Source organism: Nonomuraea coxensis DSM 45129 (assembly GCF_019397265.1).
Lineage (GTDB): Bacteria > Actinomycetota > Actinomycetes > Streptosporangiales > Streptosporangiaceae > Nonomuraea > Nonomuraea coxensis.
On the sequence record NZ_CP068985.1, the window covers coordinates 5,273,682 to 5,296,590 of the forward strand.

Consider the following 22,909-nt stretch of genomic DNA (forward strand, 5'->3'; position numbering starts at 1 on the left):
GTATGTCCGCTTGGCGGACAATGACCGCTCATCACCCGGAACGTGCTCACGATCCCCTCTGGGACTCCGTGAGCGTCCATGGCATCCTTCGGGAGATGGCGAGCGATCTTGACGCCGCCCTGACCACCGGAGGTGCGCGGTGAGTGCCCTAGACCTTCCCTGGCTCGTCGCCGACATCGGGGGGACCAACGCCCGCTTCGGGCTGGTCACCTCGCTGGACGAGCCGCCGTCGCGCGTCGCGGTCCTGGCCGGGGCCGACCACCCCACCCTTCCCGACGCCGTGGCCGCCTACCTCGCGCAGCACGCGGGCGGGGCGCGGCCGGGCGCGGCCTGCCTGGCCCTGGCGGGGCCGATCGACGGCGACCGCTACCGGCTGACGAACTCGGCCTGGGCCGGATCCGTACGCGACCTCGGCGTGCCGTACGCCCGGCTGCTCAACGACTTCGAGGCGCTGGCCCTGTCGCTGCCGCACCTGGCCGGCGACGACCTGGTGCCGCTCGGCGGGCCGGAGCCCGGCCACGGCGTCAAGGCCGTGCTCGGCCCCGGCACGGGGCTGGGCGTGAGCGCCCTGGTGCCGGCGGAGCACGGCTGGACGCCCGTCCCCGGCGAGGGCGGGCACGTCACCCTGCCTGTCGTGGACGAGCGGGAGCTGGAGGTCGTCCGGGTCCTGCGGGCGCGGGGGCTGCCGCACGTGGTGGCCGAGCACGTGCTGTCCGGGCCCGGCCTGGTCCGGCTGCACCGGGCGCTGGCCGAGGTCAACGGCGTGAGCGCGCCCGAGCTGTCCGCCGCCGACATCGTGGCCAGGCTGGACGACTCGCTGTGCGCGGAGACGGTGGAGGTGTTCTGCAGCCTGCTGGGCGGCTTCGCCGGGAACGTCGCGCTGACGCTGGGCGCGCGGGGCGGGGTGTACCTGGGCGGCGGGGTGCTGCCCAGGATCGTGGAGCGGGTACGGGCCAGCGACTTCCGGTCGCGCTTCACCTCCAACCCCGACATGTCGGCATATCTGGAGGGCATCGGGACGGCGCTCATCGTCGCCCCGCAACCCGCGCTGACCGGCGCGGCGGCCTGGCTGAACCGGCGCGCCCGCCGGGAACTGGTGAGCTGAGGACGGCCGCCGCCTTCCGTCCGTGAACTGAGAACGGCCCGCCGCCGGCGGGCCGACGAGGAGAGAGAACCGCATGAGCTTGCTCGATCTGGCCCCCGTGATCCCCGTCGTGGTGATCGAGGACGTCGCGACCGCCGTGCCGCTGGCGCGGGCGCTGGTCGCCGGCGGCCTGCCGGCCATCGAGGTGACCCTGCGCACCCCGGTCGCCCGCGAGGCCATCGCGCGCATCGCCGCCGAGGTGCCGCAGGCCGTGGTCGGCGCGGGCACCGTCCGCACCGCCGAGGACGTCACCGCGTCCGCGGCGGCCGGAGCCCGGTTCCTGGTCTCGCCGGGGACCACGCCGTCGCTGGTCGAGGCGCTGGAGGCGAGCGGGCTGCCGTACCTGCCGGGCGCGGCCACCGTGTCGGAGGTCATGGCGCTGGCCGAGCGGGGCATCAGGGAGCTGAAGTTCTTCCCCGCGGAGGCGGCGGGCGGCGTGCCGTACCTGAAGGCCCTGTCGGGGCCGCTCCCCGACGTGCGCTTCTGCCCGACCGGCGGCATCCGCGCCACGACGGCCGCCGACTACCTGGCGCTGCCGAACGTCGGCTGCGTCGGCGGCACCTGGCTCACCCCGGCCGACGCCCTGGCCGCGGGCGACTGGGCCCGCGTCGAGAAGCTGGCTTCGGAGGCCGCCGCCCTGCGCCCCTGAGCCCGCCCGGCTCCCGGACCGCTCAGCTCCAGATGGAGACGTGCACCGGCGGGCGGAAGCGGCTGCGGGGGATGCCGTCGTCCGGGGAGCGCATGGTCTGGGTGGCGGCCGGGGTGGTGAGGAAGTCGAGGAAGGTCCCGGCGGCCGACGGGCGGGCGTCGGGGCCGAGGGTGGTGGCGTACCAGTAGGCGGGCATCGGGGTGGCCGGGGTGTCGACGGGGACCAGCGTGCCGCGGCGGAGCTGCGAGGAGACCAGGTGGGCGGTGGCCGGGGCGAGGCCGGCGCCCTCGGCCGCGGCCGTCCAGGCGGCGCTCTGGTTGGCGTAGACGCGCACCTGGGACTCGGGCACGCGCAGGAGGCGGAGCAGGCGGCCCGTGTCGCTGGCCGGGTCGGTGCCGGAGGGTCCGACGAGCCAGTGGTCGCGGCGGCCCTCGGGCGCGCCCACCACGATCAGGCGGCAGCGCAGCACCGGGCGGCCGGCGAGGCCCTCGCCGCTCGCCTGCGCGCCGAGCGCGACGTCGGCCAGGCGGCTGGACAGCAGCAGCGGGACCTCCGCCGTCGCGGCGACGCCGGTCGTGGCGTCCACCGGCTTGCGCTGGGTGAACAGGCAGAGCAGGGGGGCGGCGACGTACTCGGCGAGGCCGGCGTCCATGACCACGTGGAGGCGGGCGGGGCGGCCGGGCCGGACGGCGTCGAACGCCTCCGCGCCGAGCGCGACCATCCGTGAGGCGATGCCGAGCAGGCGGCGCCCGCCCTCGGTGAGCACCATGCGGTCGCCCGACCGGGTGAGCAGCGGGTCGCCGAGGTGCCTGCGGAGCTGGCCGAGCGACTGGGAGACGGCGGGCTCGCTGACGCCGAGGGCCCGTGCGGCGGCCTTGACCGAGCCGAGGCGGGCGACGAAGACGAACGCGCCGAGCTGGCTGAGTGTCACGCCCTCTTCATAGACGCGCGACGCGGATTAAGGAATCCCTTATTCGTGGATTGTCGCGACAAATCGGTGACAGCACTGTGCAGGCATGCAGGTTCCCGCGACGTTCGCCTACGAACGTGCCGACAGCGTCCCGCACGCGATCGCGCTCCTGGAGCGGTACGGCCCCGACGCCAGGATCGTGGCCGGCGGCCACAGCCTCATCCCCATGATGAAACTCCGCCTGGCCCAGCCCGAGGCCCTGATCGACATCAACGGCCTGGCCGGTGAGCTGGGCCGCGTCGCGGTCGAGGGCGACGAGCTGGCGATCGGCGCGCTGGTCAGGCACGCCGAGTTGCTGGACAGCGCCACCGCCACCGACCTTTTCCCGATATTTCGGGATGCGGAGCGGGTCATCGCCGACCCGATCGTCAGGAACCGGGGGACCGTCGGCGGCTCGCTGTGCCAGGGCGATCCTTCCGAGGACCTGGCGGCGGTGTTCGCCGCCCTGCACGCCACCGCGGTCATCCAGGGGCCGGGCGGCGTGCGCCACGTCCCGATCCGGGACTTCCACCGCGGCCCGTACGAGACCGCCGTCGAGCCGAACGAGCTGCTGATCCAGCTCCGCGTCCCGGTCAGGCCGGGCACCGGCAGCGCGTACGAGAAGGTCGAGCGGCGCGTCGGCGACTGGCCCGTGGCCGCCGCCGGAGCCGTGCTCACGGTCGAGGACGGCGTGATCACCCGGGCCGGCGTCGGGCTGACCGCCGTCGGGGCCGAGGGCTTCCGCGCCCCCGAGGCCGAGGAGCTGCTGGTCGGCCGCCCGCCGGACGCGGAGGCGTTCGCGGCGGCGGGCCGGGTCGCGGCCGAGCACTGCGAGCCGCACGCCGACCAGCGCGGCCCGGCCGACTACAAGCGTCATCTGGCCGCCGAGCTCACCCGGCGCGCCCTCACCACGGCGGCGGGAAGGATCTGACATGCGCGTCACGGTCACGGTGAACGGGCAACCGCACACCAGAGAGGTCGAGCCCCGGCTGCTGCTCGTGCACTTCCTGCGCGACGAGCTGGGCCTGACCGGCACCCACTGGGGCTGCGACACCTCCAACTGCGGCGTGTGCACGGTGCGGCTCGACGGCGTCCCGGTCAAGTCGTGCACGGTGCTCGCGGTCATGGCCGACGGCCACGAGGTGACCACGGTCGAGGGGCTGGAGCGCGACGGCGAGCTGGACACGGTGCAGAAGGGGTTCGTGGAGTGCCACGGGCTGCAGTGCGGGTTCTGCACGCCGGGGATGCTGCTGACGGCCCGCTGGCTGCTGGACCGCGATCCCGACCCCGACGAGACCCGCATCAGGGAGGCCATCTCGGGCCAGCTCTGCCGGTGCACCGGCTACGAGAACATCGTCCGCTCGATCAGGTGGGCGGCGGCGTCCGAACAGGAGGCGCGGTCATGAGCTTCGGGCGGATGCACCGCAAGGAGGACGCCAGGTTCATCCGCGGGCGCGGCACCTACACCGACGACGTGCGGCTGCCCGGCATGCTGTACGGGGCCGTCCTGCGCAGCCCCCACGCGCACGCGCGGATCGTCTCCGTGGACGCGAGCGCCGCCGAGGCGCACCCGAAGGTCAAGGCCGTGATCACCGGCCGCACCCTGGAGGGCCTGGGCCTGGCCTGGATGCCGACCCTGTCCCGGGACACCCAGGCGGTGCTCGCCACCGACAAGGTGCGCTTCCAGGGTCAGGAGGTGGCGTTCGTGGTGGCCGAAGACCCGTACTCGGCCCGGGACGCGCTGGAGCTGATCGACGTCGAGTACGACCCCCTCGACGCGGTCGTGGACGCCCGCCGCGCCCTCGACCCCGGCGCCCCCGTCATCAGGGACGACCTGGAGGGCCGCACCGGCAACCACATCTTCGACTGGGAGGCCGGCGACCGCGCCCGCACCGACGCCCTGTTCGAGCAGGCCGAGGTGACGGTCGCGCAGGACATGATCTATCCGCGCGTGCACCCGGCGCCGCTGGAGACCTGCGGCGCGGTCGCCGACTTCGACAAGGTCACCGGCAAGCTCACCGTCTGGTGCCCGACGCAGGCCCCGCACGCCCACCGCACGCTGTACGCGATGGTGGCCGGGCTGCCCGAGCACAAGATCCGGGTGATCTCTCCGGACATCGGCGGCGGCTTCGGCGGCAAGGTCGGCATCTACCCGGGCTACGTGTGCGCGATCGTCGGCTCCATCGTCACCGGCCGCCCGGTCAAGTGGATGGAGGACCGCTCCGAGAACCTCATGAGCACGGCCTTCGCCCGCGACTACCACATGCGCGGCGAGATCGCCGCCACCCGCGACGGGCGGATCCAGGCGATCCGCGTCAAGGTGCTGGCCGACCACGGGGCCTTCAACGGCACCGCGCAGCCCACGAAGTTCCCCGCCGGGTTCTTCCACGTCTTCTCCGGCTCCTACGACGTCGAGGCCGCCCACTGCGAGGTCACCGGCGTCTACACCAACAAGGCGCCCGGCGGCGTCGCCTACGCCTGCTCCTTCCGCGTCACCGAGGCCGTCTACCTGGTCGAGCGCCTGGTCGACATGCTCGCCGCCGAGCTCGGCCTGGACCCGGCCGAGCTGCGCATGCGCAACCTGCTGAGGCCCGAGCAGTTCCCGTACGTGTCCCCCACGGGCTGGGAGTACGACTCCGGCGACTACCCGAAGGCGCTGCGCCTGGCCCTGGACCTGGCCGGCTACGACGAGCTCCGCGCCGAGCAGGCCGACCGGCGGGCCAGGGGCGAGCTGATGGGCATCGGGATCAGCTTCTTCACCGAGGCCGTCGGCGCGGGCCCGCGCAAGCACATGGACATCCTGGGCCTCGGCATGGCCGACGGCGCCGAGCTGCGCGTGCACCCCACGGGCAAGGCGGTGCTGCGGGTGTCGTGCCAGAGCCAGGGCCAGGGGCACGAGACGACGTTCGCCCAGATCGTCGGGCAGGAGCTGGGCATCCCGGCCGACGACGTCGAGGTGGTGCACGGCGACACCGATCAGACGCCGTTCGGCCTCGGCACGTACGGCTCCCGTTCCACCCCCGTCTCCGGCGCGGCGACGGCGCTGGTGGCGCGGAAGGTGCGCGACCGGGCCAAGATCGTGGCGGCGGCCATGCTGGAGGCGTCCCCCGACGACCTGGAGTGGGCCGGCGGCCGCTGGTCGGTGGTCGGCGACCCGTCCACGGGCAAGTCGCTGGCGGAGCTCGCGCTGGCCGCGCACAGTGACCTGGAGCTGCCCGAGGGCGTCGAGGGCCACCTCGACGCGGCGATCGTCTACAACCCGCCCAACCTGACCTACCCGTTCGGCGCCTACATCTGTGTGGTGGACGTCGACCCGGGGACCGGGCAGGTCAAGGTGCGCCGGTTCGTCGCGGTGGACGACTGCGGGGTGCGCATCAACCCGATGATCGTCGAGGGGCAGATCCACGGCGGGCTCGCCGACGGGGTGGGCATGGCGCTCATGCAGGTGATGGCCTTCGACGAGGACGGCAACCACCTGGGGGCGTCGTTCATGGACTATTTGCTGCCGACGGCGGTGGAGTGCCCGTCGTGGGAGCTGGGCGAGACCGTGACGCCGTCGCCGGCGCATCCCATCGGGGCCAAGGGCGTCGGCGAGTCGGCCACCGTCGGGTCGCCGCCGGCCGTGGTCAACGCCGTGGTGGACGCGCTCGGCCCGTACGGGATCAGGCACGCGGACATGCCGCTCACCCCGGCGAACGTGTGGCGGGTGGTCCAGGGGCGGCCGTTCCGCACCGACCTGGCGATCCCGTGAGCGAGTTCCTCGGCATGCCGGCGCCCAGGAGGCGGGCGCCGGCCCCTGTTCCGGCCCCGGTGGTGTCCGGGGCGTCCGGCGCTGACGTGCAGGCGCGGGCGGCGGAGCTGCGGTCGGGGCGGGAGCCGTACGTGCTGGCGACCGTCGTGCGGGCCCAGCGGCCGACCAGCGCCAAGGCGGGCGACCGGGCGCTGGTGCTCCCGGACGGCACGATCGAGGGGTTCGTGGGCGGGGTGTGCGCCACGGACACCGTCCGCGCCCAGGGCCTGCGCCTGCTGAGCACCGGCCGGGCCACGCTGCTGCGCATCACGCCCGAGGCGGAGGAGCCGCACGAGGAGGAGGGGCTGGTCGCGGTGGGCCAGCCGTGCCTGTCCGGCGGCACGCTGGAGATCTTCCTGGAGGCGGTGCTGCCCCCCGTGCTCGTCCAGGTGCACGGCGACAGCCCCATCGCGCGCGCCCTCGCCGCCGTCGGCCGGGCCATGGGCTACCAGGTGGAGGCGGGCGGCGGTCCTGGGGCGCCGGTCGCCGCCGGCGCCGCCGCCGTGCTCGTGGCCAGCCACGGCGTCGGCGAGGAGCCCGTGCTGCGGGCGGCGCTGGCCCAGGACGTCCCGTACGTGGCGCTGATCGCCAGCCGCGCGCGCGGCGCGGCCGTCCTCGCGCGGGTGGAGGGCGGCGAGCGCGTACGGGTCCCGGCGGGTCTGGACATCGGGGCCAGAACGCCCGGGGAGGTGGCCGTCTCGGTCTACGCCGAGCTCATCAAATTACGCTGACCTGGGTTTTTGGGGACGCGGCCGCCGGGGTAGGCCAAGGAGCGTCAAGCCGCAGTCTCGGGGAAGCCCCCTCTTGCTCGCGGAGAGCGAAGGGAAGTTCATGCTCACGCAAACGGCCGGCCAGGAGCCACCGCTCATCGATGACCGCCCGGTGTCGCAGCCGGGGAGCCTGGAGAGGGGGATTGACATCCTCCTCGCGCTGAGCGGGGCGCCGCGGCCGGTCAGCCTCGCGCAGCTCTGCCGCAGCACCGGGCTGCCCAAGTCCACCGCCCACCGCATCCTCGGCGTGCTGTGCGGGCGGGGGCTGGCCAGGCGGGCGGGCACCGGCTACCTGCCTGGCGACCTGCTGGAGGTGCTCGCGGGCGGGCCCGAGCGCGGTCCCGGCGCGCGGCGGGCGGTGCTTCCGTACCTGCTCTACCTGTACGAGACCACCCGGCAGACGGTGAACCTGGCGGTGCCTTCCGGCCTGGAGGCCCGCTACGTGGAGCGGCTGTACGGCCACGACCGGGTCGCCTCGCCCTCCGACGCCACCGACCGCGCGCCGCTGCACTGCACGGCCACCGGCAAGGCGCTGCTGGCCTTCGACGCCGGGCTGCGGCAGGAGTTCCTGGCGCGCGGCGCGTTCGAGCGGCTGACCGGCCGCACGATCACCACGCTGGCGGGGCTGGAGCGGGAGCTGGCCCAGGTGCGGCGGCACGGGGTGGCGTACGCGCGGGAGGAGTTCGCCGACGGCGTGTCGTGCGTGGCGGCGCCGGTGTTCGGGCCGGAGTTCGGGGCGCCGGGCGGGCGGGTCCGCATGGCCGTGGGCGTGGCCGCCCCCGCGTACGGCGCGCCGCTGGGGCGGCTCGCGATCGCGGTGCGCGGGGCGGCTCAGGCGATCTCGGCGGCGCTGCTCGGCGAGCAGCCGTCCCGATGACCGGAACGCCGGAGGGCGTCGCGGCCGGAAGCGTTCCACTGACCGAGACCTCGCGTTGCGGGCGGGCCGGGCGCGCGATCACATGAGCTGCATGGACCTGCTTCCCGCTCCGGCCGTCCCGGAGGCGTCCGCGGTCCGCTGGGCACGGGCCCGCACGGCCCCGGACCCGCGGGCGCCGATGGAACGTTCCATCTGGCGGGAGGTCGCGCGTGCCTAGGGGGCTGCCCAGGGCGGGCGCGCTGCAGAGCCTGCGGCTCTCGGCCGCGCTCGTCCCTCCGTGGGCGCCGCACACGCTCCCCGGACGCGACCTGCTCCGGGGCCGTCCCCTGCTGGCCGGCCTGGAGTCCCGCTACGGAGGCCGTCCCGTGCTCGTCCGCGGCCGGCGCGGCCCCGCCCTGCTGGTGCTGTCCCGGCGCGACGCCCTGCGCGTCCTGACCGAGGAGCGCGACGTCTACGTCGCCGGCATGGAGGCGGGCCTTGAGGCGTGCATGGAGGAGCGGCCCTTCGGGCTGCCGGCCGACGTGCTGCGCCCGGCGTTCATCGAGATCGCCCGCGCCGAGGCCGCCGAGCTGACCAGCGGCGTCGTGGACTTCGCCCGGCTCGACGCGCGCTGGCAGCGTGTCGCCCGCCGCTGCGTCTACGGCGACGGCGCGGCCGGCGACGAGGAGCTGACCCGGCTGCTGACCGGCCTCGCGCGGGCCGGCCGGCGGCGCGCCAGGCGGCGGCGGGAGCTGCTGTCCGGCCGCTACGACGCCCGCATCCTCGACCACCTGCGGCGGGCCGAGCCCGGGAGCCTCGCCGGGCTGATCGCCGAGACCCACGGCGAGGCCGAGTCGCGCGGGCTCATGCAGGCCGCGTACTGGCTGATGGGGCTCGGCGTCGTCTCGGCCGCGCTCATGCAGACGCTCGCGCTGCTGTCCACGCACCCGGCGCACCGCAAGGCGGCCCGCGCCGACCCCGAGCACCTGCGGGCCTGCCTGCGCGAGGCGCTGCGGCTGTGGCCGCCGGTGCCCGCGCTGTCCCGGGTCACCGCCGCCGAGACCCACTGGTACGGCGCCACCCTGCCCGCGGGCACCCCCGTCCTCGTCCCCCTGGCGGTGCACCAGCGCAGCGCGCGGCTGCCGTACGCCGACTCCTTCGCGCCGGAGATCTGGCTGAACGGCACCGCCGCCGACGAGTGGTGGGCCCGTCCCGGCTGCGACGCCGTGCACCTCACGCTCGCCGTCGGAACCGCGTTCCTGGCCGCCGTGCTGCGGGAGGCCAAACCCAAGCCGATCGGGCGGCTGTTGTCCCCGCACCGCCCGATCCCCAACGCCGTCAACCCCGCCCGGCTGCGCGTCCGGATGCGCCAGACCCGCCGCAAGCCCGGCCGTTCCTGAGGCCATGCCTGCTCAGCGCCAGTGGCCTACGGAGGGCTCCTTCCTCCGTTAGAGTCTGGGGTACGAAACGGCATGCCGGGCGGAGGTTCGGTGCGGTTGGGGACGGGATGACGACGGCGAGAGGACGGCGACTTTGGGGCGCTCCGCAGGCACTCCGCTGAAGCCGGAAGACCCGCCGGCGATCGGGTCCTACGAGCTGGTCAGCCGTCTCGGCTCCGGCGGCATGGGGGTCGTCTACCTCGCCAAGGCCGCCGACGGCTCCCGGGTGGCGCTCAAGGCCATCAGGCGCGACTACACCGCCGACCCGGTCTACCGGGCGCGCTTCCACGAAGAGGTGTCCAACGCGCGCAAGGTCGCCTCGTTCTGCACGGCGCGGGTGCTCGACCACGGCGAGGACCGCGGCGTGCTCTACCTCGTCACCGAGTACATCGACGGCATCTCGCTGGAGGACCACCTCATCGAGCACGGCGCGCTGTCGCCGTCGGTGCTGCACTCCGCCGCCGTCGGCGTCGCCGCCGCGCTGACCGCCATCCACGCCGCCGGGCTCGTCCACCGCGACCTCAAGCCGGCCAACGTCATGCTGACGCTGGCCGGGCCGCGGGTCATCGACTTCGGGCTGGCCCGCTCGACGCACGTCAACGCCCGGCACACCAACGCCGGCATGGTCATGGGCACGCCCGGCTGGATCGCTCCCGAGCAGGTCTTCGAGGGGCGCACCAGCCCGGCGGGCGACGTGTTCGCGTGGGGGTCGCTGATCGCGTACGCGGGGCTCGGCGGGCATCCGTTCGGCGAGGGGGACGCCTACGTCATGGCGGCGCGGGCCCGTACGGCGCCGCCCGACCTGCGGGGCCTGCCCGCGCCGCTCGACCGGCTGGTGGCGGCGGCCATCCACCCCGACCCGTCGCGGCGGCCGACGGCGCGGCAACTGCTGCTGGAGCTGGTGGGCGCCTCCGACGAGCCCGCCGCCCAGCTCGCGGCCACCAAGCACCTGACGAACACCTGGAACGCCTCCGAGTTCGCCCCCCTCACCCAGGCGCCCGGCCCCCACGGACCCGCCCCGCACGGACCCGGCGTCCCGGGACCCGGCGCCGCCGCACCTGGCGGGCAGGCACCTGGCGGGCAGGGGCCCGGCGCTGTGCCGCCGGCCGAGCGCACCGGCCCGGGGCCGTACGGGGTCCCGCTCGCGGAACGCACCGGCCCGGCCCCCGGCATGCAGCCGCCACCCGCCGAACGCACCGGCCCCACCCCCGGAAGCGCCCGAGGCCCCCACGTCCCTCCCCAGGGCACCCCGCCCTCTCAGATCCCGCAGCAGGGGTCCCCGGCGCAGCACATGCCGCCGGGGGGTTTGCCGCACTCGGACGGGCCCGTGCCGCACGGCGTGTCCGCGCCGCCCGCGTCCTCCCAGCATCCCGCGTCCTCCCCGCATCCCGGGGCCAGCTCGCATCCCGGGGCCTCCCCGCGTCCGGAGGTCTCCGCGCACCCTGGCGTGTCCGTGCCGCCGGTGCCGCCCGCCGAGCGGAGCGGGCCGGTGCCCGGCATGGCGCCACCGCCGCATGCCTCCGGGCAGGGGCAGGGCGGACGGCGGGGCCCGAGGCCGCCGGCGCCGGGCCGCGCCGGCGCTCCGCCGCACCCCGACCGCACCGGGCAGGTGCCGCACCCCGACCGCACGGGGCCCGTACCGCACGTGGAGCGCACCGGGCCGGTGACGTACGGGGAGCGCGGTGGGCAGGGGCCGCGCGCCGACCGTACGGGGCCGGTGCCGCACGTGGAGCACACGGGGCCCATGCCGCGGGTGGACCGGACGGGGCCGGTGCCCGGGGGGATGGTGCCGCCGCATCAGACCGGGCAGATGCCGCTCCCCCGTCATCCGCGCGCCGGCCAGGGGCCGCTCCCGCATCACGCGACCACCGGGCAGGGGCCGTTGCCGGGGTACCCGCAGCCGCGCAGGAAGCGGAGCGTCGCCACCGGCTGCCTGACCGCGCTGGTGGTGGCGGCCGTCCTGCTGGTGCTGGTCCTGGCCGCTCTCGCGTGGCTGTTCCGCGGCCCGGAGGCGGGCGCCGACGGTCAGGTGCAGGACGGCAAGCTGAGGTTCGCCGTGACCGGCACGACGTGCCCGAAGCCGGCGAAGGCGGCCACGAGGCGCACCTGCCGGGTCGGCGTCCAGGTGGACAACGTGGGGCCCGACGCCCGCGTGCTCTATCCGGGCCAGCAGAAGCTGGTCGGCGCGGACGACGCCGTGCACGGCGGGGTCAAGCTGCTCGACGCCGCCGGCAGGGAGATCACCCCGATCCGGATCGAGTCGGGCGGGGCGTTCACCGGGACGCTGGTGTTCGACCTGCCGAGGAAGAGCAAGCCCGTCGGCCTGGAGGCGCACGACTCGGGCCTCAGCTCCGGCGCGCGCATCACGTTCGTCTGAGCCGCCGGGCCCGGGGCCGCCGCCGGAACCGTCAGAAGCCCTCCGACGGGGAGACCCGGCCTTCCAGGGGGGCGCCTTCGGCGAAGCGGCGTACGTTGTCCTCGACCCGCTCGGCCAGGGTGCGCCAGTAGGCGGCGCGCGGGTTCGCGCTGTGCGGCGTGATGAGGACGTTGTCCATCGTCCAGAGCGGGTGCCCGTCGGGCAGCGGCTCGGGGTCGGTGACGTCGAGGGCGGCCCCGCCGATGCGGCCCTCGCGGAGCGCGGCCACCAGGTCGTCGGTGACGACGAGGGCGCCGCGGGCGACGTTCACCAGCCAGGCGCCGGGGCGCATGAGCGCGAACTCGCGCGCCCCGAACATGCCGCGGGTGCGGGGCGTGAGCGGCGCGGCGACCACGACGTAGTCGGCCTCGGGCAGCGCCTCGCGGAAGCGGTCGCGGGGCAGGATCCGGGCCGCGCCGGGCGCGTCGCCGCGGTCGGTGACGGCGATCACCGGGCAGCCGAACGGTTCCAGCAGCCGCGTGAGCGCCCGACCGATGCCGCCGTGACCGACGACGGCGACGGTCGAGCCGGCGAACAGCGCCGAACCGTCCGGGCTCCAGGTCGTGGCCCTGGCGTACCGGTGCAGCTCGCGGGCGGCGGCCAGCATGAGCGCGAGGGCGTGCTCGGCGACCTGCGGGCCGTACGAGCCCGTGGCGGCGGTGAAGACCGGCTCGTCGGTGATCACGCCGGCGGCGGCCATGCGCTCGACGCCCGCGTTCGGCAGTTGCACCCACCGGATCCGCTCGCCGATCATGCGGCGCAGCTCGCCGGGGTCGCCGCTGCCGTAGTAGACGAGCGCCTCGGCCTCCTCCAGCGGCACGACCCGCCCGCCGCCGCGGCGGACGGCCTCGACGAGGGCGGGCACGGGCTCGGGGCCGACGTGGACGGCGACGGTCATCGGAATTCCTCCTGGTCGTACGTGGACGGGCTCAGCGGTGGACGGTCTCGCCCGAGGAGGCGAACGCGGCCAGCGCCCGGTCCAGGCCGTCCCGGTCGGGCAGCCCGGAGGTGTCGTCCGCGCACTGCACGACCAGTGCCGCCACGGCCGCCGCCTCGCGCAGGCAGACCTCGTGGGGCTCTCCGCGCAGCAGCCCCGACAGGAACCCGGCCGCGAACGCGTCCCCGGCCCCCACCGGATCGGTCACGGGCACCGGGAACGCCTCCTGCCGCACTCCCGCGCAGCTCGCCGACTTGTCGCGGTGCTTGACCACGGCCAGCCCCGGCAGCCCTGCGGGGTCCACGCCGAGCAGCTCCAGCTCGTCCTCGCCGGCGAACACCACGTCGGCGCGGGCCATGAGGGGCGCGACGCGCTCGCGCCACAGCTCGGGCGGGCCGAGCTTGAGGCGGACGTTGGGGTCGAAGGAGACCGTCGCGCCCGCCTCGCGGGCCAGGTCGAGCAGGCGGAGCGTGGCCAGGTGCGCCGAGCCGGACAACATGGGCGTGATGCCGGTGACGTGGACGAGCCGGGCGCCGCTCACCATCTCGGGCGTCAGCTCGCCGGGTGCGAGGCGGGAGGCGGCCGAGCCGGCGCGGTAGTAGTGGACGTCGATGGCCCTCGCCGGATGGCTGTCGCGCAGCAGCAGCCCGGTGGGGGCGTGCGGGTCGACGACGACATGTCGGGTGTCGATGCCCTCGGCGCGCAGCATGGCCAGCACCGACCTGCCGGCCGGGTCGGCGCCGACCCGGCCGAGCCAGCGGGCCTCGTGGCCGAGCCGGGCCAGGCCGGCGGCGACGTTGGACTCGGCGCCGGCGATCGAGCGGCGGAAGGAGGTGGCGCGCTCCAGGGGGACGCCGGGCTCGGCCAGCATGAGCAGCATCGCCTCGCCGCAGACCACGACGCTCACGGCTGGGCCTTCTCGGGTGACCGGTGGATCATGCGTCCCCATCGTAGTGCGAGATCGCCTTCGCCAATCGGGCAAGGGTGTCATCCAGATGCGTCCGTCACCCGTCTACCCTGAGCAACTTTCGGTTCGGGAACGGGGCTGGAGCGTGTGAGGCGTCCATTCATCATCCTGCTGGCCGCCAACGCCCTCTCCGTCACCGGCACCATGCTGTGCGTCCTCGCCGTGCCATGGTTCGTGCTGGAGACCACGGGCAGCGCGGCGCTCACCGGCCTGGCGGCGTTCGCGACGACGCTGCCCGTGGTCGTCGCGGCGGCGTTCGGCGGGACGCTGGTGGACCGGCTGGGCTTCCACCGGGCGAGCATGGCGTCGGACCTGATGAGCGGGCTCGTCGTGCTGGCCGTGCCGCTGCTGGCGCAGGGCTCGGGGCTGTCGTACCCGCTGCTGCTGGCGCTGCTGTTCCTGCGCTGGCTCACGGCCACGCCCGGCGAGACGGCGCGCAAGGCGATGCTGCCGGAGCTGGCGGCGCTCGGGCGGGTGCCGATCGAGCGGGCGGCGGCGGCCTACGACGGGGTCTACCGCGGGGCCGCGATGGTCGGCGCCCCGCTGGCCGGGGTGCTGATCGTCTGGCTCGGCACGCACGCGCTGCTCGTCGTGGACGGCGTCACGTTCCTGCTGTCGGCGGCCCTGGTGGGCACGCTGCCGCGGCCGGATCCCGGCGACGCCGCGCGGCCCGGCGGCGGTGACGGCTATCTGCGGGGGCTGCGGACCGGGTTCGCCTTCCTGTGGCGTGACCGGCTGCAGCTCAGCGCCACCGGGATGCTCGTGGTGGTGAACATGCTGGACACGGGCGTCACGCAGGTGCTGCTGGCCCTGTACGCCAGGGACGTGGCGGGCGACCCGCGCGCGTTCGGCCTGCTGGCGGGGTCGGTGGCGGCGGGCGCGCTGGCCGGGACCGTCGCCTACGCCGCCGCCGGCGGCCGGCTGCCCCGCAGGCTGACGTACGGGGTGGCGTTCCTGCTGGCCGGGGTGCCACGGGTGCTGGTGCTGGCCCTGGACGTGCCGCTGCCGGTGGCCGTCGGGGTGGCGCTGGCCTCGGGCTTCGCCGCGGGCGCGATCAACCCGATCCTGGGCGTGCTGCAGTACGACCGGATCCCGCAGGTGCTGCGGGCCCGGGTCATCGGGGCGATGGCGGCCGCCGCGTACGCGGCCATGCCGGTGGGCGGGCTGCTGGCCGGGGCGCTGACGGAGCTGGCCGGGCTCCGTGCCGCCCTGCTCGCCTTCACCTGCGTCTATGTGCTGGTCTCGCTGCCGCCGTTCGTCGGCAGGGCCTGGCGCGAGCTCGGCTGACCCGGGCGCGGGCCGGTCGCCGCCCGCCGCAGCAGCAGTTTCTCGGTGATCGGCGACTCGTGGGTGCCGGGCACGGTGCACGCGTGGGCCCCCGCGACGGCCCCGAGCCGGACGCACTCCTCCAGCGGCCGGCCGCGCAGCGTGCCGTACAGGAAGCCGGAGACGAACGCGTCGCCCGCGCCGTTGCTGTCGGCGACCGGCCCCGGCAGCGGCTGCGCGGGGAAGTCCCGCACCTCGCCGGAGTCGCGGGTCAGCACGAGACAGCCGTCCGCGCCGCGGGTGCAGACCACGGTGCGGGCGCGGCCCCCGGCGAGGATGCCGCGCATCGCCGCGGCCGGGTCGGGCAGCGCCACGGCCGACAGGAACACCAGGTCGGAGCGGTGGGCGAAGTCCTTGTGGTAGTCGTCGGCGCCGTTCCAGTCGTGCAGGTCGGTGGAGATCGGCACGCCGTCGAGGTCGTCGTAGAGGTGGCGGCAGAAGTCGGTGAGGGAGACGTGCACGTGGCGGGCGCGGACGCCGGCGTAGGTCTCCTTCGGCAGCCGCTCCCCCGGCGTGGCCTTGGCGTCGAAGAAGGAGGTGCGCCGGCCGTCGGGACCGACGAGCAGCACGCTCCTGCGGGTGCCGGCCTCGGCCCGGCCGTAGGAGCAGGCGAGGCCGCGCAGCGCGTGCCGGACCAGCGCCCCCTGCGGGTCGTCGCCGATCAGGTCGGCGAAGGCGACGTCGAGGCCGAGGGCGTGGCAGCCGAGCGCCACGCCCGCCCCGGTGTTGCCGATGCGGTCGACGACCGGCGGCACCTGGTAGGAGTCGCGGTAGGGCAGCGGCAGCTCCGGGACGTAGACGGTGGTGTCGACGCCGGCGCCGCCGAGGACGAGGACGTCGCGGGTCACCGGTTGACCAGCGGGCCTGAGCCGGTGGAGCCGCGGACCACGAGCTCGGGCTGGAAGATCAGCTCGACGTGCCTGGCGGGCGCGCCGTTGACCTCCTCCAGCAGCGTCTGCACCGCCGCCGAGGCCATCGCGCCTATCGGCTTGCGCACCGTCGTCAGCGGCGGGTCGGTGAACGCGATGAGCGGCGAGTCGTCGAACCCGACCACCGACACCTCGCCGGGCACCGCGAGCCCCTTCTCCCTGCACGCGCGGATCGCGCCGAGCGCCATGAGGTCGCTGGCGCACACGATGCCGGTGCAGCCGCGCGCCAGCAGCTGCGCGGCCGCCGCCTGGCCGCCCTCCACCGAGAACAGCGAGTGCGCGATCAGGTCGTCGACGTCGGTCGCGCCGAGGAGCTGCGCCATCGTCTGCTTGTATCCCTCGATCTTCCTGATCACCGGGACGAACCTGCGCGGGCCGAGCGCCAGCCCGATGCGCTCGTGCCCGAGGTCGACCAGGTGCTGCACGGACAGCCGGGCCGCCATGCGGTCGTCGGGCGAGATGAAGGGCGCGTCGATGCGCTCGCTGTAGCCGTCGACCAGCACGATCGGCAGGCCGCGATCGGTGAGGCGGGTGTAGCGGTCCATCCTCGCGGTGGTGTCGGCGTGCAGCCCGGAGACGAACACGATGCCGCTCACCCCGCGGTCGACCAGCAGCTCGGTGAACTCGTCCTCGGGCGCGCCGCCGGGGAGCTGGGTGCACAGCACGGGCGTGTAGCCGTGCTGGGTCAGCGCCTTCTCGATGGCCTGCGCGAACGCCGGGAAGATCGGGTTGTCCAGCTCGGGCGTCACCAGGCCGACCAGCCCGTTGCTGCGCTGGCGCAGGCGGGGCGGGCGTTCGTAGCCCATGAGGTCGAGCGCGGTCATGACCGCCTGGCGGGTGGTCGAGGAGACCCCTGGCTTGCCGTTGAGCACCCGGCTGACGGTGGCCTCGCTCACCCCGGCCTGGGCGGCGATGTCGGCGAGACGAGGGCGACCGTTCATGTGAGCTACTTTACTTTCCACCCTGCCGCCGAATCCGCTGCTCCGGGGGACAGCCAGAGCGGGCGCGAGCCCGTCTCCACCTGACGTCCCGACCATGAAAGCCGTTTCCGTAACTTTACGCAAGCCTTTTGCAAGCATCGGTAATCCGGAAATATCAGCCTTCGGACGCCCAAAACTCCGGGCCGAAACGCCTCGGACGGAGATTCTTTATGTCAAGGGTGGACATCCAGCGTTAAGGCGCGATGTACTACCTCATCAATCCGTCTTGTCACAGGTGACACGCGCGCAAGGTGCAGGCCCATGAGCTCGGTCGTTCTCGACAACGTGACCAAGGTGTATCCGGGCGACTACCTGGCCGTCGACCGGCTGAGCCTGCGGGCTGAAGACGGCGAGTTCCTCGTCCTCCTGGGCCCCTCAGGCTGCGGCAAGTCGACGTTGTTACGGATGATCGCCGGCCTGGAGGCCATCACCGAAGGGGAGCTGTGGCTGGACGGCCAGCTCGCCAACCATCTGCCGCCGCGTGACCGCGACGTGGCCATGGTCTTCCAGAACGGCGCCCTTTACCCCCACCGTACCGTGCGCGGCAACATCGCCTTCCCCTTGGAGATCGCGAAGTCCGACCCGGCTCTCGTGCGCGAGCGCGTGACGGAGCTGTCGAAGGTGCTGCACATCGACGAGACGCTGGAGCGCCGCCCCGGCACCCTGTCCGGCGGGCAGCGGCAGCGCGTGGCGATGGGCCGGGCGATCGTCCGGCAGCCGAAGCTGTTCCTCATGGACGAGCCGCTGTCCAACCTGGACGCGGGCATGCGCACCGAGCTGCGCATGGAGATCTCCGCGCTGGTCAGGTCGCTCGGCGTCACCACGATCTACGTGACCCACGACCAGGTGGAGGCCCTGACGCTGGCCGACCGCATCGCGATCCTGAATCGCGGGGTCCTCCAGGACGTCGGCACGCCGTCCCAGATTTACAACGATCCAGCGACCGCCTTCGTGGCCGCCTTCCTCAACTCCCAGCAGTTGAACCTGTTGGCGGCCACGGTCAGGACGCCGCAGAACCAGTACGTGCTGCTCGACTTCGGCCCGCACCGGCTCACGATGCCCTGGAGCGATCCCAGGGCGTACGCCATCTCGCAGCACACCGGCGGGCACGTCCTGGTCGGCATGCGGCCCGACGGGCTCGCGCCGGTGCCGGAGTCGTACGAGGGGCCGTCGTTCTTCGGGCGGGTGCGGGCGCTGGAGTATCACGGGCACGAGTGGATGGCGTACCTGGAGTGCGGCATGCCCGCCGTCCCGGTGCCCGAGCCGCCGGACCCGAGCCGGCGGCGGGCCCAGGGCGCCAAGAGCGGCCCCGGCGGGCTGTCGGGCCTGATGCGCCGCATGTTCGCCCCTGTCCAGGAGGTGGAGCCCCAGGAGCAGGAGCGCGTCGGCAGCGCGGGCAGCGGCATCCACCGCCGCGCGGACCTCATCGTCCGGCTCGGCAACCGCCCGGTCTGGCGCGCGGGCGACGCCGCCAAGGTCGCGGTGGACCTCTCGCGCATCATGATCTTCCGGCCGGACGGCGCCCGCATCGACCCGCCCCGCCGCTGACGCCGGCGGGTCGCGGACCCGGCCCCAGCGGGGGGCCGTTGCCCTCGATCGGCATGCCGCCGGGGTCACGGGCTCCAGCGGGGGCCGTCTGGGGTGTCCTCGATCTGGACGCCGCCGGCGCGCATCGCCTCGCGCAGGGCGTCGGCGACGTCGTAGCGGCCCTGCCCGCGCAGCGCGGCGCGGAGCGCGAGCAGCGACTCCACCAGGCTGCCGAGGCTCGCCGAGCGGCGGCCGGAGTCGGCGGCCAGCTCGCCGAGGCGGGCGATGAGCAGCCGCATCAGCTCGCGCGCCTGCTCGACGCCGCCGGCGTCCTCCTCGGTGTCGGCGGCCCACTTGACGATCTCGGCCTCCAGGTCGAGGACGGCCTGCGCGGCCGCCACGAGGTCGGCCTCCGCCTCCGCCGCGCGGAAGCGCGCCTCGCCGGCGCGGATCGTCTCCTCCAGCGTCACCTCGGCGGGCGCGGCGGCCCGCTCCGCGGGAGCCGGCGGCACGGGCGCGCCGCCCACGCCGGAGGCCAGCCGGCGCAGCTCCGCGAGGTCGGTGCGGGTGCCCGCCGGCAGCACCGCCGCCGACCCCGGCAGGCGCACGGTGACCCCGCCCCGCCCGGCGACGCGCACGCTCTCGCTCTCCAGGTCGATGACGAGCGCGGTGTGCTCGTCGAGGCCGAGCACCGCGGTGCCCTCCGGCAGCTCGCGCTCCATCCGTGACAGCCGCCGCTCGCCGAGGTAGCAGTAGCGGGTGTCGTGGGTGCCGCCCTCGGCGTTGTCGAAGTGCGGGATGAGGACGGCCCGCAGCCCGAGCGGCTCCAGCAGGTCGATGCCCTCGCGCCAGTGGGGCTCGGCGCCCACCTTGTAGATCTCGTAGACGGGGACGGTGGCCAGGCCGGCCGTGCAGGCCGCCGCCGAGGCGAGCACGGTCACCCCCTGCCGGGCGCGGACCCGCGCCCGCAGGTCGCCGGCCACGCCGGACTCGGCCCACCGGTCGAGCGCGTAGGTCGGGCTCCCCGGCCCCGAGAACACCCAGTCGGCCCCCGCGATGCCGGTGCCCACCTCGACCGTCAGCCCCACGCTGTGGGCGAAGTAGCGGCGGGCGCGGGCGGAGATGTCCGCGCTGTTCTCCTGGAAGGCGTAGGGGGTGTCGAGCAGCACCGCCCGCGCTCCCGGGCGCAGCTCGCGCGTGGCGGCGCGGTGGACCTCGACCATGGTCGGGCTCGTCTCGCCCGACCCCATCAGCACCAGCACACCTGGCATCGTTGTTATGCCCCTCTCTGTCGCCCGCCCTTCGACTACAGCCGGGCTCGCCGCGCGGTTCAAGAGCGAAGGGCACATTGCGTGGTGCCCGTAGTTGCGCATGGATTGCAGTAGGTTGGTGGCGATGACGGCAGGACACGTGGTCTCTGTTGAGACGCTCATGCTACGGGTGGGCACCGACAATCGCTGGTCGTACCGGCACGCCACGACCAGCCCGCGCGCCGGCGAGACCCCCGACGAGGCCGCGCGGCGGCTGGCCGGGGTGCGCGGCGACGACCCCGGCGTGGTGCTGCACTCCACGAGCTGGCGCTACGAGCCGGACGGCCGGGTCGTGCTCACGTACGCCGTGTGCCCGGACCCCGCCCCCTGGCTGCCCGCCGAGCACGCGCCCGACCTGGAGATCGCCAGGGGCGCCGGGCCCGCGACGCCGTCGCCGGATCACGTCACGCTCGCCAACGTGGTCGCGCACGCCGTGCGGCACCTGGCCTTCCTCGTCGCCGAGGATCCGGTGGTGGCCCGGGCGCTGGCCCGCCACCCGCGCCTCGGAGCGGCCCTATCCGGCCCGCCCGCCGCCGCTCCGGAGCCCGCCGCGGCCGGCGCCTGAGAAGGCGCGCGCGACCCGGCGGCCCCACGCCTGGCCGGGCCGCTCGACGTAGCGGTAGGCGAGGGCGCTCGCCCCCAGCACCAGCGCGAGGGCGAGCACCGCCATCGCCGCCTGGAACGCCGGCTCGGCGTGCCGCAGGTCGCCCGAGAGCTCCGTGAAGTACTTCAGCAGCGGATGATGGACCAGGTAGAGCGAGTAGCTGACCAGGCCCAGCCAGACCAGCGCCCGGGGCAGCCGCCGCCCGCGCAGCGCCATCCCGCCCGCGAACGTGCCGCCCGCCAGCGCGATCGTGGTCAGCCAGACGTCGGCCTCCACCCACCACCAGCCGGCCTCGATCGCCTGCAGCGGCGCCAGCACGACCAGCGCCGCCGTCACCGCCACCGGCCACAGCGGGCCCGTGCCCTCCTCCCAGCGGCGGATCGCGGTGCCCGCGAACATGACCGCCACCACCGCCACGCCGAGCCACGGGATGCGGCTGCTCAGCACCAGGGCCGCCAGCGCGGTCACGCCCAGCACGCAGGCCGCCGCCGTGCGGGCCCGCCCCCACAGCACGCACGCCAGCCCGGCCGCGAACACGACCGCCGTCACGTACGCCGGCCACACGCCACGGAACACGGCCCCGCCCGCCACCAGGCCCACGACCACGGCCCCGGCGGCGAACACCATCGCCAGCGTCCCGCTCCCCCGGTGACCGCCGACCAGGAACAGCGCGGTGACCACGAGGTAGAAGACCATCTCGTACGACAACGTCCACATGGTGTCGGCCACGCCGCCGACGCTGACCACGTCGAGCAGCATCGTGGCGTGCGCCGCGACCGCGCTCCCGTCGCGCGGCACCTCGGCGCGCACCGGCACCCACCAGGAGAGGGCCAGCACGAGCGCGGTCACGGCCAGGTAGAGCGGGTAGAGGCGGAAGAACCGGCTGATCCAGAAGGCCCGCACGTCGCCGTGGCGCTCCAGCGACGTCGGGATGATGTAGCCGCTGACCAGGAAGAACACCAGGATGCCGTAGACGCCGAGGCTGAACCAGTAGGGCCGCAGCCCCGGCAGGAACCACGGCAGCAGGTGCTCGGCCACCACGGCCGTCGCCCCGATGCCGCGCAGGGCGTCGAGCCAGGCCAGCCGGGCGCCGGTGCCGGACGGGCCGGGGCCCGCCGGGCCGCCCTGGCCGCCGGGGTCGCTGGGCACGAGCGGAGCGGTGGCTGCGGACACCCGCACCAACTTACCCGTACGGCGGCGGGTGATGCCGCCCGTCTCCTCACTCGCTCCGGTGCGCGGTGAGCGAGGCGTGGTGGTCGGCGCCGTCCGGGCCGTAGGGGTCGGTGTGGACGGTCGCGGCGCGCAGGCGGGGCAGCTCGTGGATGAGGCGGTGCTCGGCCTCGACGGCCACCGCGTGCGCGTCCACGACCGACATGTCGTGGCTCACCAGGATCTCCACCTCGGCGCGCAGGGCGTGGCCGATCCAGCGCAGCCGGACCGAGCCGACGCTCCGCACGCCGGGCACCCCGGTGAGGATGCCCTCCGCCGCGTCCACCAGAGCGGGGTCCACGGCGTCCATGAGGCGGTGGTAGATCTCGCGGGCCGCGTCGCGCAGGACGAAGCAGATGGCGACGGTGATCAGCAGGCCGACGACGGGGTCGGCGACCGGGAAGCCGAGCGCGGCGCCGCCCGCGCCGAGGAGCACGGCGAGCGAGGTGAAGCCGTCGGTCCTTGCGTGCAGGCCGTCGGCGACCAGGGCGGCCGAGCCGATCTCCTTGCCGACCCTGATCCGGTAGCGGGCCACCCACTCGTTGCCCAGGAAGCCGACGACCGCGGCGGCGGCCACCCAGCCGACGGCGCGGATGTCCTGGGGGTGCAGGAGGCGCTGGACGGCCTCGTACCCGGCGAGGGCGGCGGAGGCGGCGATGATCGCGACGATGACGATGCCCGCCAGGTCCTCGGCGCGGCCGTAGCCGTAGGTGAAGCGGCGGGTGGCCGCGCGGCGGCCGACCGAGAACGCGATGGCCAGCGGGACGGCGGTGAGGGCGTCGGCGACGTTGTGCAGGGTGTCGCCGAGCAGCGCCACCGAGCCGGAGGCCACGACGATGACCGCCTGGACGGCGGCGGTGACCATCAGCGCGGCGAAGGAGACGGCGAGGACCCGCATGCCGCGGCTGCTGGACTCCAGGGCGGTGTCGGTGCGGCCGGCGCTGTCGTGGGTGTGCGGGGTCACGACGTGCGCGACCCGCCTCACCAGCCCTTTGAGACCACGCCGCTGCCCGTGACCATGCCCGTGACCGTGATCATGGTCGGGGCCGTGATCATGGTCGGGGCCGGAGTTCCGCTGGTGAGCCATGGCACCCCTCGCTCGCGCAG

The 22,909-nt window shown here is 74.9% G+C and carries 20 protein-coding genes; 12 read left to right on the top strand and 8 right to left on the bottom strand.

Annotation, left to right across the window (positions count from 1 at the left end; translation table 11 throughout):
• The first annotated feature begins 139 nt into the window (after nt 1-139).
• Nucleotides 140-1,105, top strand: coding sequence for a glucokinase (gene glk, locus Nocox_RS24935; protein WP_020541104.1), 966 nt, complete (start codon nt 140-142; stop codon nt 1,103-1,105).
• Nucleotides 1,106-1,178: 73 nt separating this feature from the next.
• Nucleotides 1,179-1,793, top strand: a complete 615-nt coding sequence (gene eda, locus Nocox_RS24940) for a bifunctional 4-hydroxy-2-oxoglutarate aldolase/2-dehydro-3-deoxy-phosphogluconate aldolase (RefSeq protein ID WP_020541103.1) — start codon at nt 1,179-1,181, stop codon at nt 1,791-1,793.
• A gap of 22 nt (nt 1,794-1,815) precedes the next feature.
• On the opposite strand, the gene Nocox_RS24945 is transcribed toward eda, so the two are convergent.
• On the bottom strand, nt 1,816-2,724 hold the full coding sequence (locus Nocox_RS24945) for a LysR family transcriptional regulator (protein WP_020541102.1): 909 nt from the start codon (nt 2,722-2,724) through the stop codon (nt 1,816-1,818).
• 85 nt (nt 2,725-2,809) lie between these two features.
• Here Nocox_RS24945 and Nocox_RS24950 point away from each other — a divergent pair, with 85 nt between their 5' ends.
• The 7 genes from Nocox_RS24950 to Nocox_RS24980 all read left to right on the top strand — a co-directional run bounded on the left by Nocox_RS24950 (nt 2,810) and on the right by Nocox_RS24980 (nt 11,974).
• Entirely contained in the window at nt 2,810-3,673 is an 864-nt protein-coding gene (locus Nocox_RS24950; protein WP_020541101.1) for an FAD binding domain-containing protein, read from the top strand.
• 1 nt (nt 3,674) lies between these two features.
• Nucleotides 3,675-4,148, top strand: a complete 474-nt coding sequence (locus tag Nocox_RS24955; protein WP_020541100.1) for a (2Fe-2S)-binding protein — start codon at nt 3,675-3,677, stop codon at nt 4,146-4,148.
• Nucleotides 4,145-6,493, top strand: a complete 2,349-nt coding sequence (locus Nocox_RS24960) for an aerobic carbon-monoxide dehydrogenase large subunit (RefSeq protein WP_020541099.1) — start codon at nt 4,145-4,147, stop codon at nt 6,491-6,493. Before Nocox_RS24955 ends, Nocox_RS24960 begins: the two co-directional genes overlap by 4 nt.
• Nucleotides 6,490-7,263 (top strand): XdhC family protein, encoded by a 774-nt coding sequence (locus tag Nocox_RS24965; RefSeq protein WP_211212535.1) that lies wholly within the window; start codon nt 6,490-6,492, stop codon nt 7,261-7,263. The genes Nocox_RS24960 and Nocox_RS24965 overlap by 4 nt, the downstream gene beginning before the upstream one ends.
• A 100-nt stretch (nt 7,264-7,363) precedes the next feature.
• Nucleotides 7,364-8,179 carry an IclR family transcriptional regulator gene (locus Nocox_RS24970; RefSeq protein ID WP_157382815.1) on the top strand — a complete coding sequence of 272 codons (816 nt, stop codon included), beginning with the start codon at nt 7,364-7,366 and terminating at the stop codon, nt 8,177-8,179.
• A gap of 209 nt (nt 8,180-8,388) precedes the next feature.
• The gene (locus tag Nocox_RS24975; RefSeq protein WP_020541095.1) at nt 8,389-9,558 is read left to right on the top strand and encodes a cytochrome P450; all 1,170 of its coding nucleotides are present in this window, start codon (nt 8,389-8,391) and stop codon (nt 9,556-9,558) included.
• Nucleotides 9,559-9,691: 133 nt separating this feature from the next.
• A complete protein-coding gene (locus Nocox_RS24980) occupies nt 9,692-11,974 on the top strand; it encodes a serine/threonine-protein kinase (RefSeq protein WP_051112445.1) in 2,283 nt (760 codons plus the stop codon).
• Between the two features lie 31 nt (nt 11,975-12,005).
• Here Nocox_RS24980 and Nocox_RS24985 read toward each other — a convergent pair whose 3' ends face one another.
• The gene (locus tag Nocox_RS24985; RefSeq protein ID WP_020541094.1) at nt 12,006-12,911 is read right to left on the bottom strand and encodes a D-isomer specific 2-hydroxyacid dehydrogenase family protein; all 906 of its coding nucleotides are present in this window, start codon (nt 12,909-12,911) and stop codon (nt 12,006-12,008) included.
• A 31-nt stretch (nt 12,912-12,942) separates the two neighbouring features.
• Nucleotides 12,943-13,857: a sugar kinase gene (locus Nocox_RS24990; protein ID WP_020541093.1), complete on the bottom strand. Its 915-nt coding sequence runs from the start codon at nt 13,855-13,857 to the stop codon at nt 12,943-12,945.
• Between the two features lie 147 nt (nt 13,858-14,004).
• On the opposite strand from Nocox_RS24990, the gene Nocox_RS24995 reads away from it, so the two are divergent.
• Entirely contained in the window at nt 14,005-15,204 is a 1,200-nt protein-coding gene (locus Nocox_RS24995; RefSeq protein WP_020541092.1) for an MFS transporter, read from the top strand.
• Here Nocox_RS24995 and Nocox_RS25000 read toward each other — a convergent pair.
• Both Nocox_RS25000 and Nocox_RS25005 read right to left on the bottom strand, forming a co-directional pair.
• Nucleotides 15,147-16,091: a carbohydrate kinase family protein gene (locus tag Nocox_RS25000; protein ID WP_020541091.1), complete on the bottom strand. Its 945-nt coding sequence runs from the start codon at nt 16,089-16,091 to the stop codon at nt 15,147-15,149. The two genes, Nocox_RS24995 and Nocox_RS25000, sit on opposite strands and share 58 nt — an antisense overlap.
• Nucleotides 16,088-17,113, bottom strand: a complete 1,026-nt coding sequence (locus Nocox_RS25005; protein WP_020541090.1) for a LacI family DNA-binding transcriptional regulator — start codon at nt 17,111-17,113, stop codon at nt 16,088-16,090. The genes Nocox_RS25000 and Nocox_RS25005 overlap by 4 nt, the downstream gene beginning before the upstream one ends.
• Before the next feature lie 300 nt (nt 17,114-17,413).
• Between Nocox_RS25005 and Nocox_RS25010 the strand changes: the two genes are divergently transcribed.
• The gene (locus Nocox_RS25010; protein WP_020541089.1) at nt 17,414-18,700 is read left to right on the top strand and encodes an ABC transporter ATP-binding protein; all 1,287 of its coding nucleotides are present in this window, start codon (nt 17,414-17,416) and stop codon (nt 18,698-18,700) included.
• A 65-nt stretch (nt 18,701-18,765) separates the two neighbouring features.
• On the opposite strand, the gene Nocox_RS25015 is transcribed toward Nocox_RS25010, so the two are convergent.
• A complete protein-coding gene (locus Nocox_RS25015; RefSeq protein WP_026213907.1) occupies nt 18,766-19,941 on the bottom strand; it encodes a hypothetical protein in 1,176 nt (391 codons plus the stop codon).
• A 133-nt stretch (nt 19,942-20,074) separates the two neighbouring features.
• Here Nocox_RS25015 and Nocox_RS25020 point away from each other — a divergent pair, with 133 nt between their 5' ends.
• A complete protein-coding gene (locus Nocox_RS25020) occupies nt 20,075-20,554 on the top strand; it encodes an NUDIX hydrolase (protein WP_157382813.1) in 480 nt (159 codons plus the stop codon).
• Here the strand turns inward: Nocox_RS25020 and Nocox_RS25025 are convergent.
• Nucleotides 20,504-21,766, bottom strand: coding sequence for an acyltransferase family protein (locus Nocox_RS25025; protein ID WP_246649531.1), 1,263 nt, complete (start codon nt 21,764-21,766; stop codon nt 20,504-20,506). The two genes, Nocox_RS25020 and Nocox_RS25025, sit on opposite strands and share 51 nt — an antisense overlap.
• A gap of 46 nt (nt 21,767-21,812) precedes the next feature.
• Nucleotides 21,813-22,787, bottom strand: a complete 975-nt coding sequence (locus tag Nocox_RS25030) for a cation diffusion facilitator family transporter (RefSeq protein ID WP_246649532.1) — start codon at nt 22,785-22,787, stop codon at nt 21,813-21,815.
• Nucleotides 22,788-22,909 lie beyond the last annotated feature (122 nt).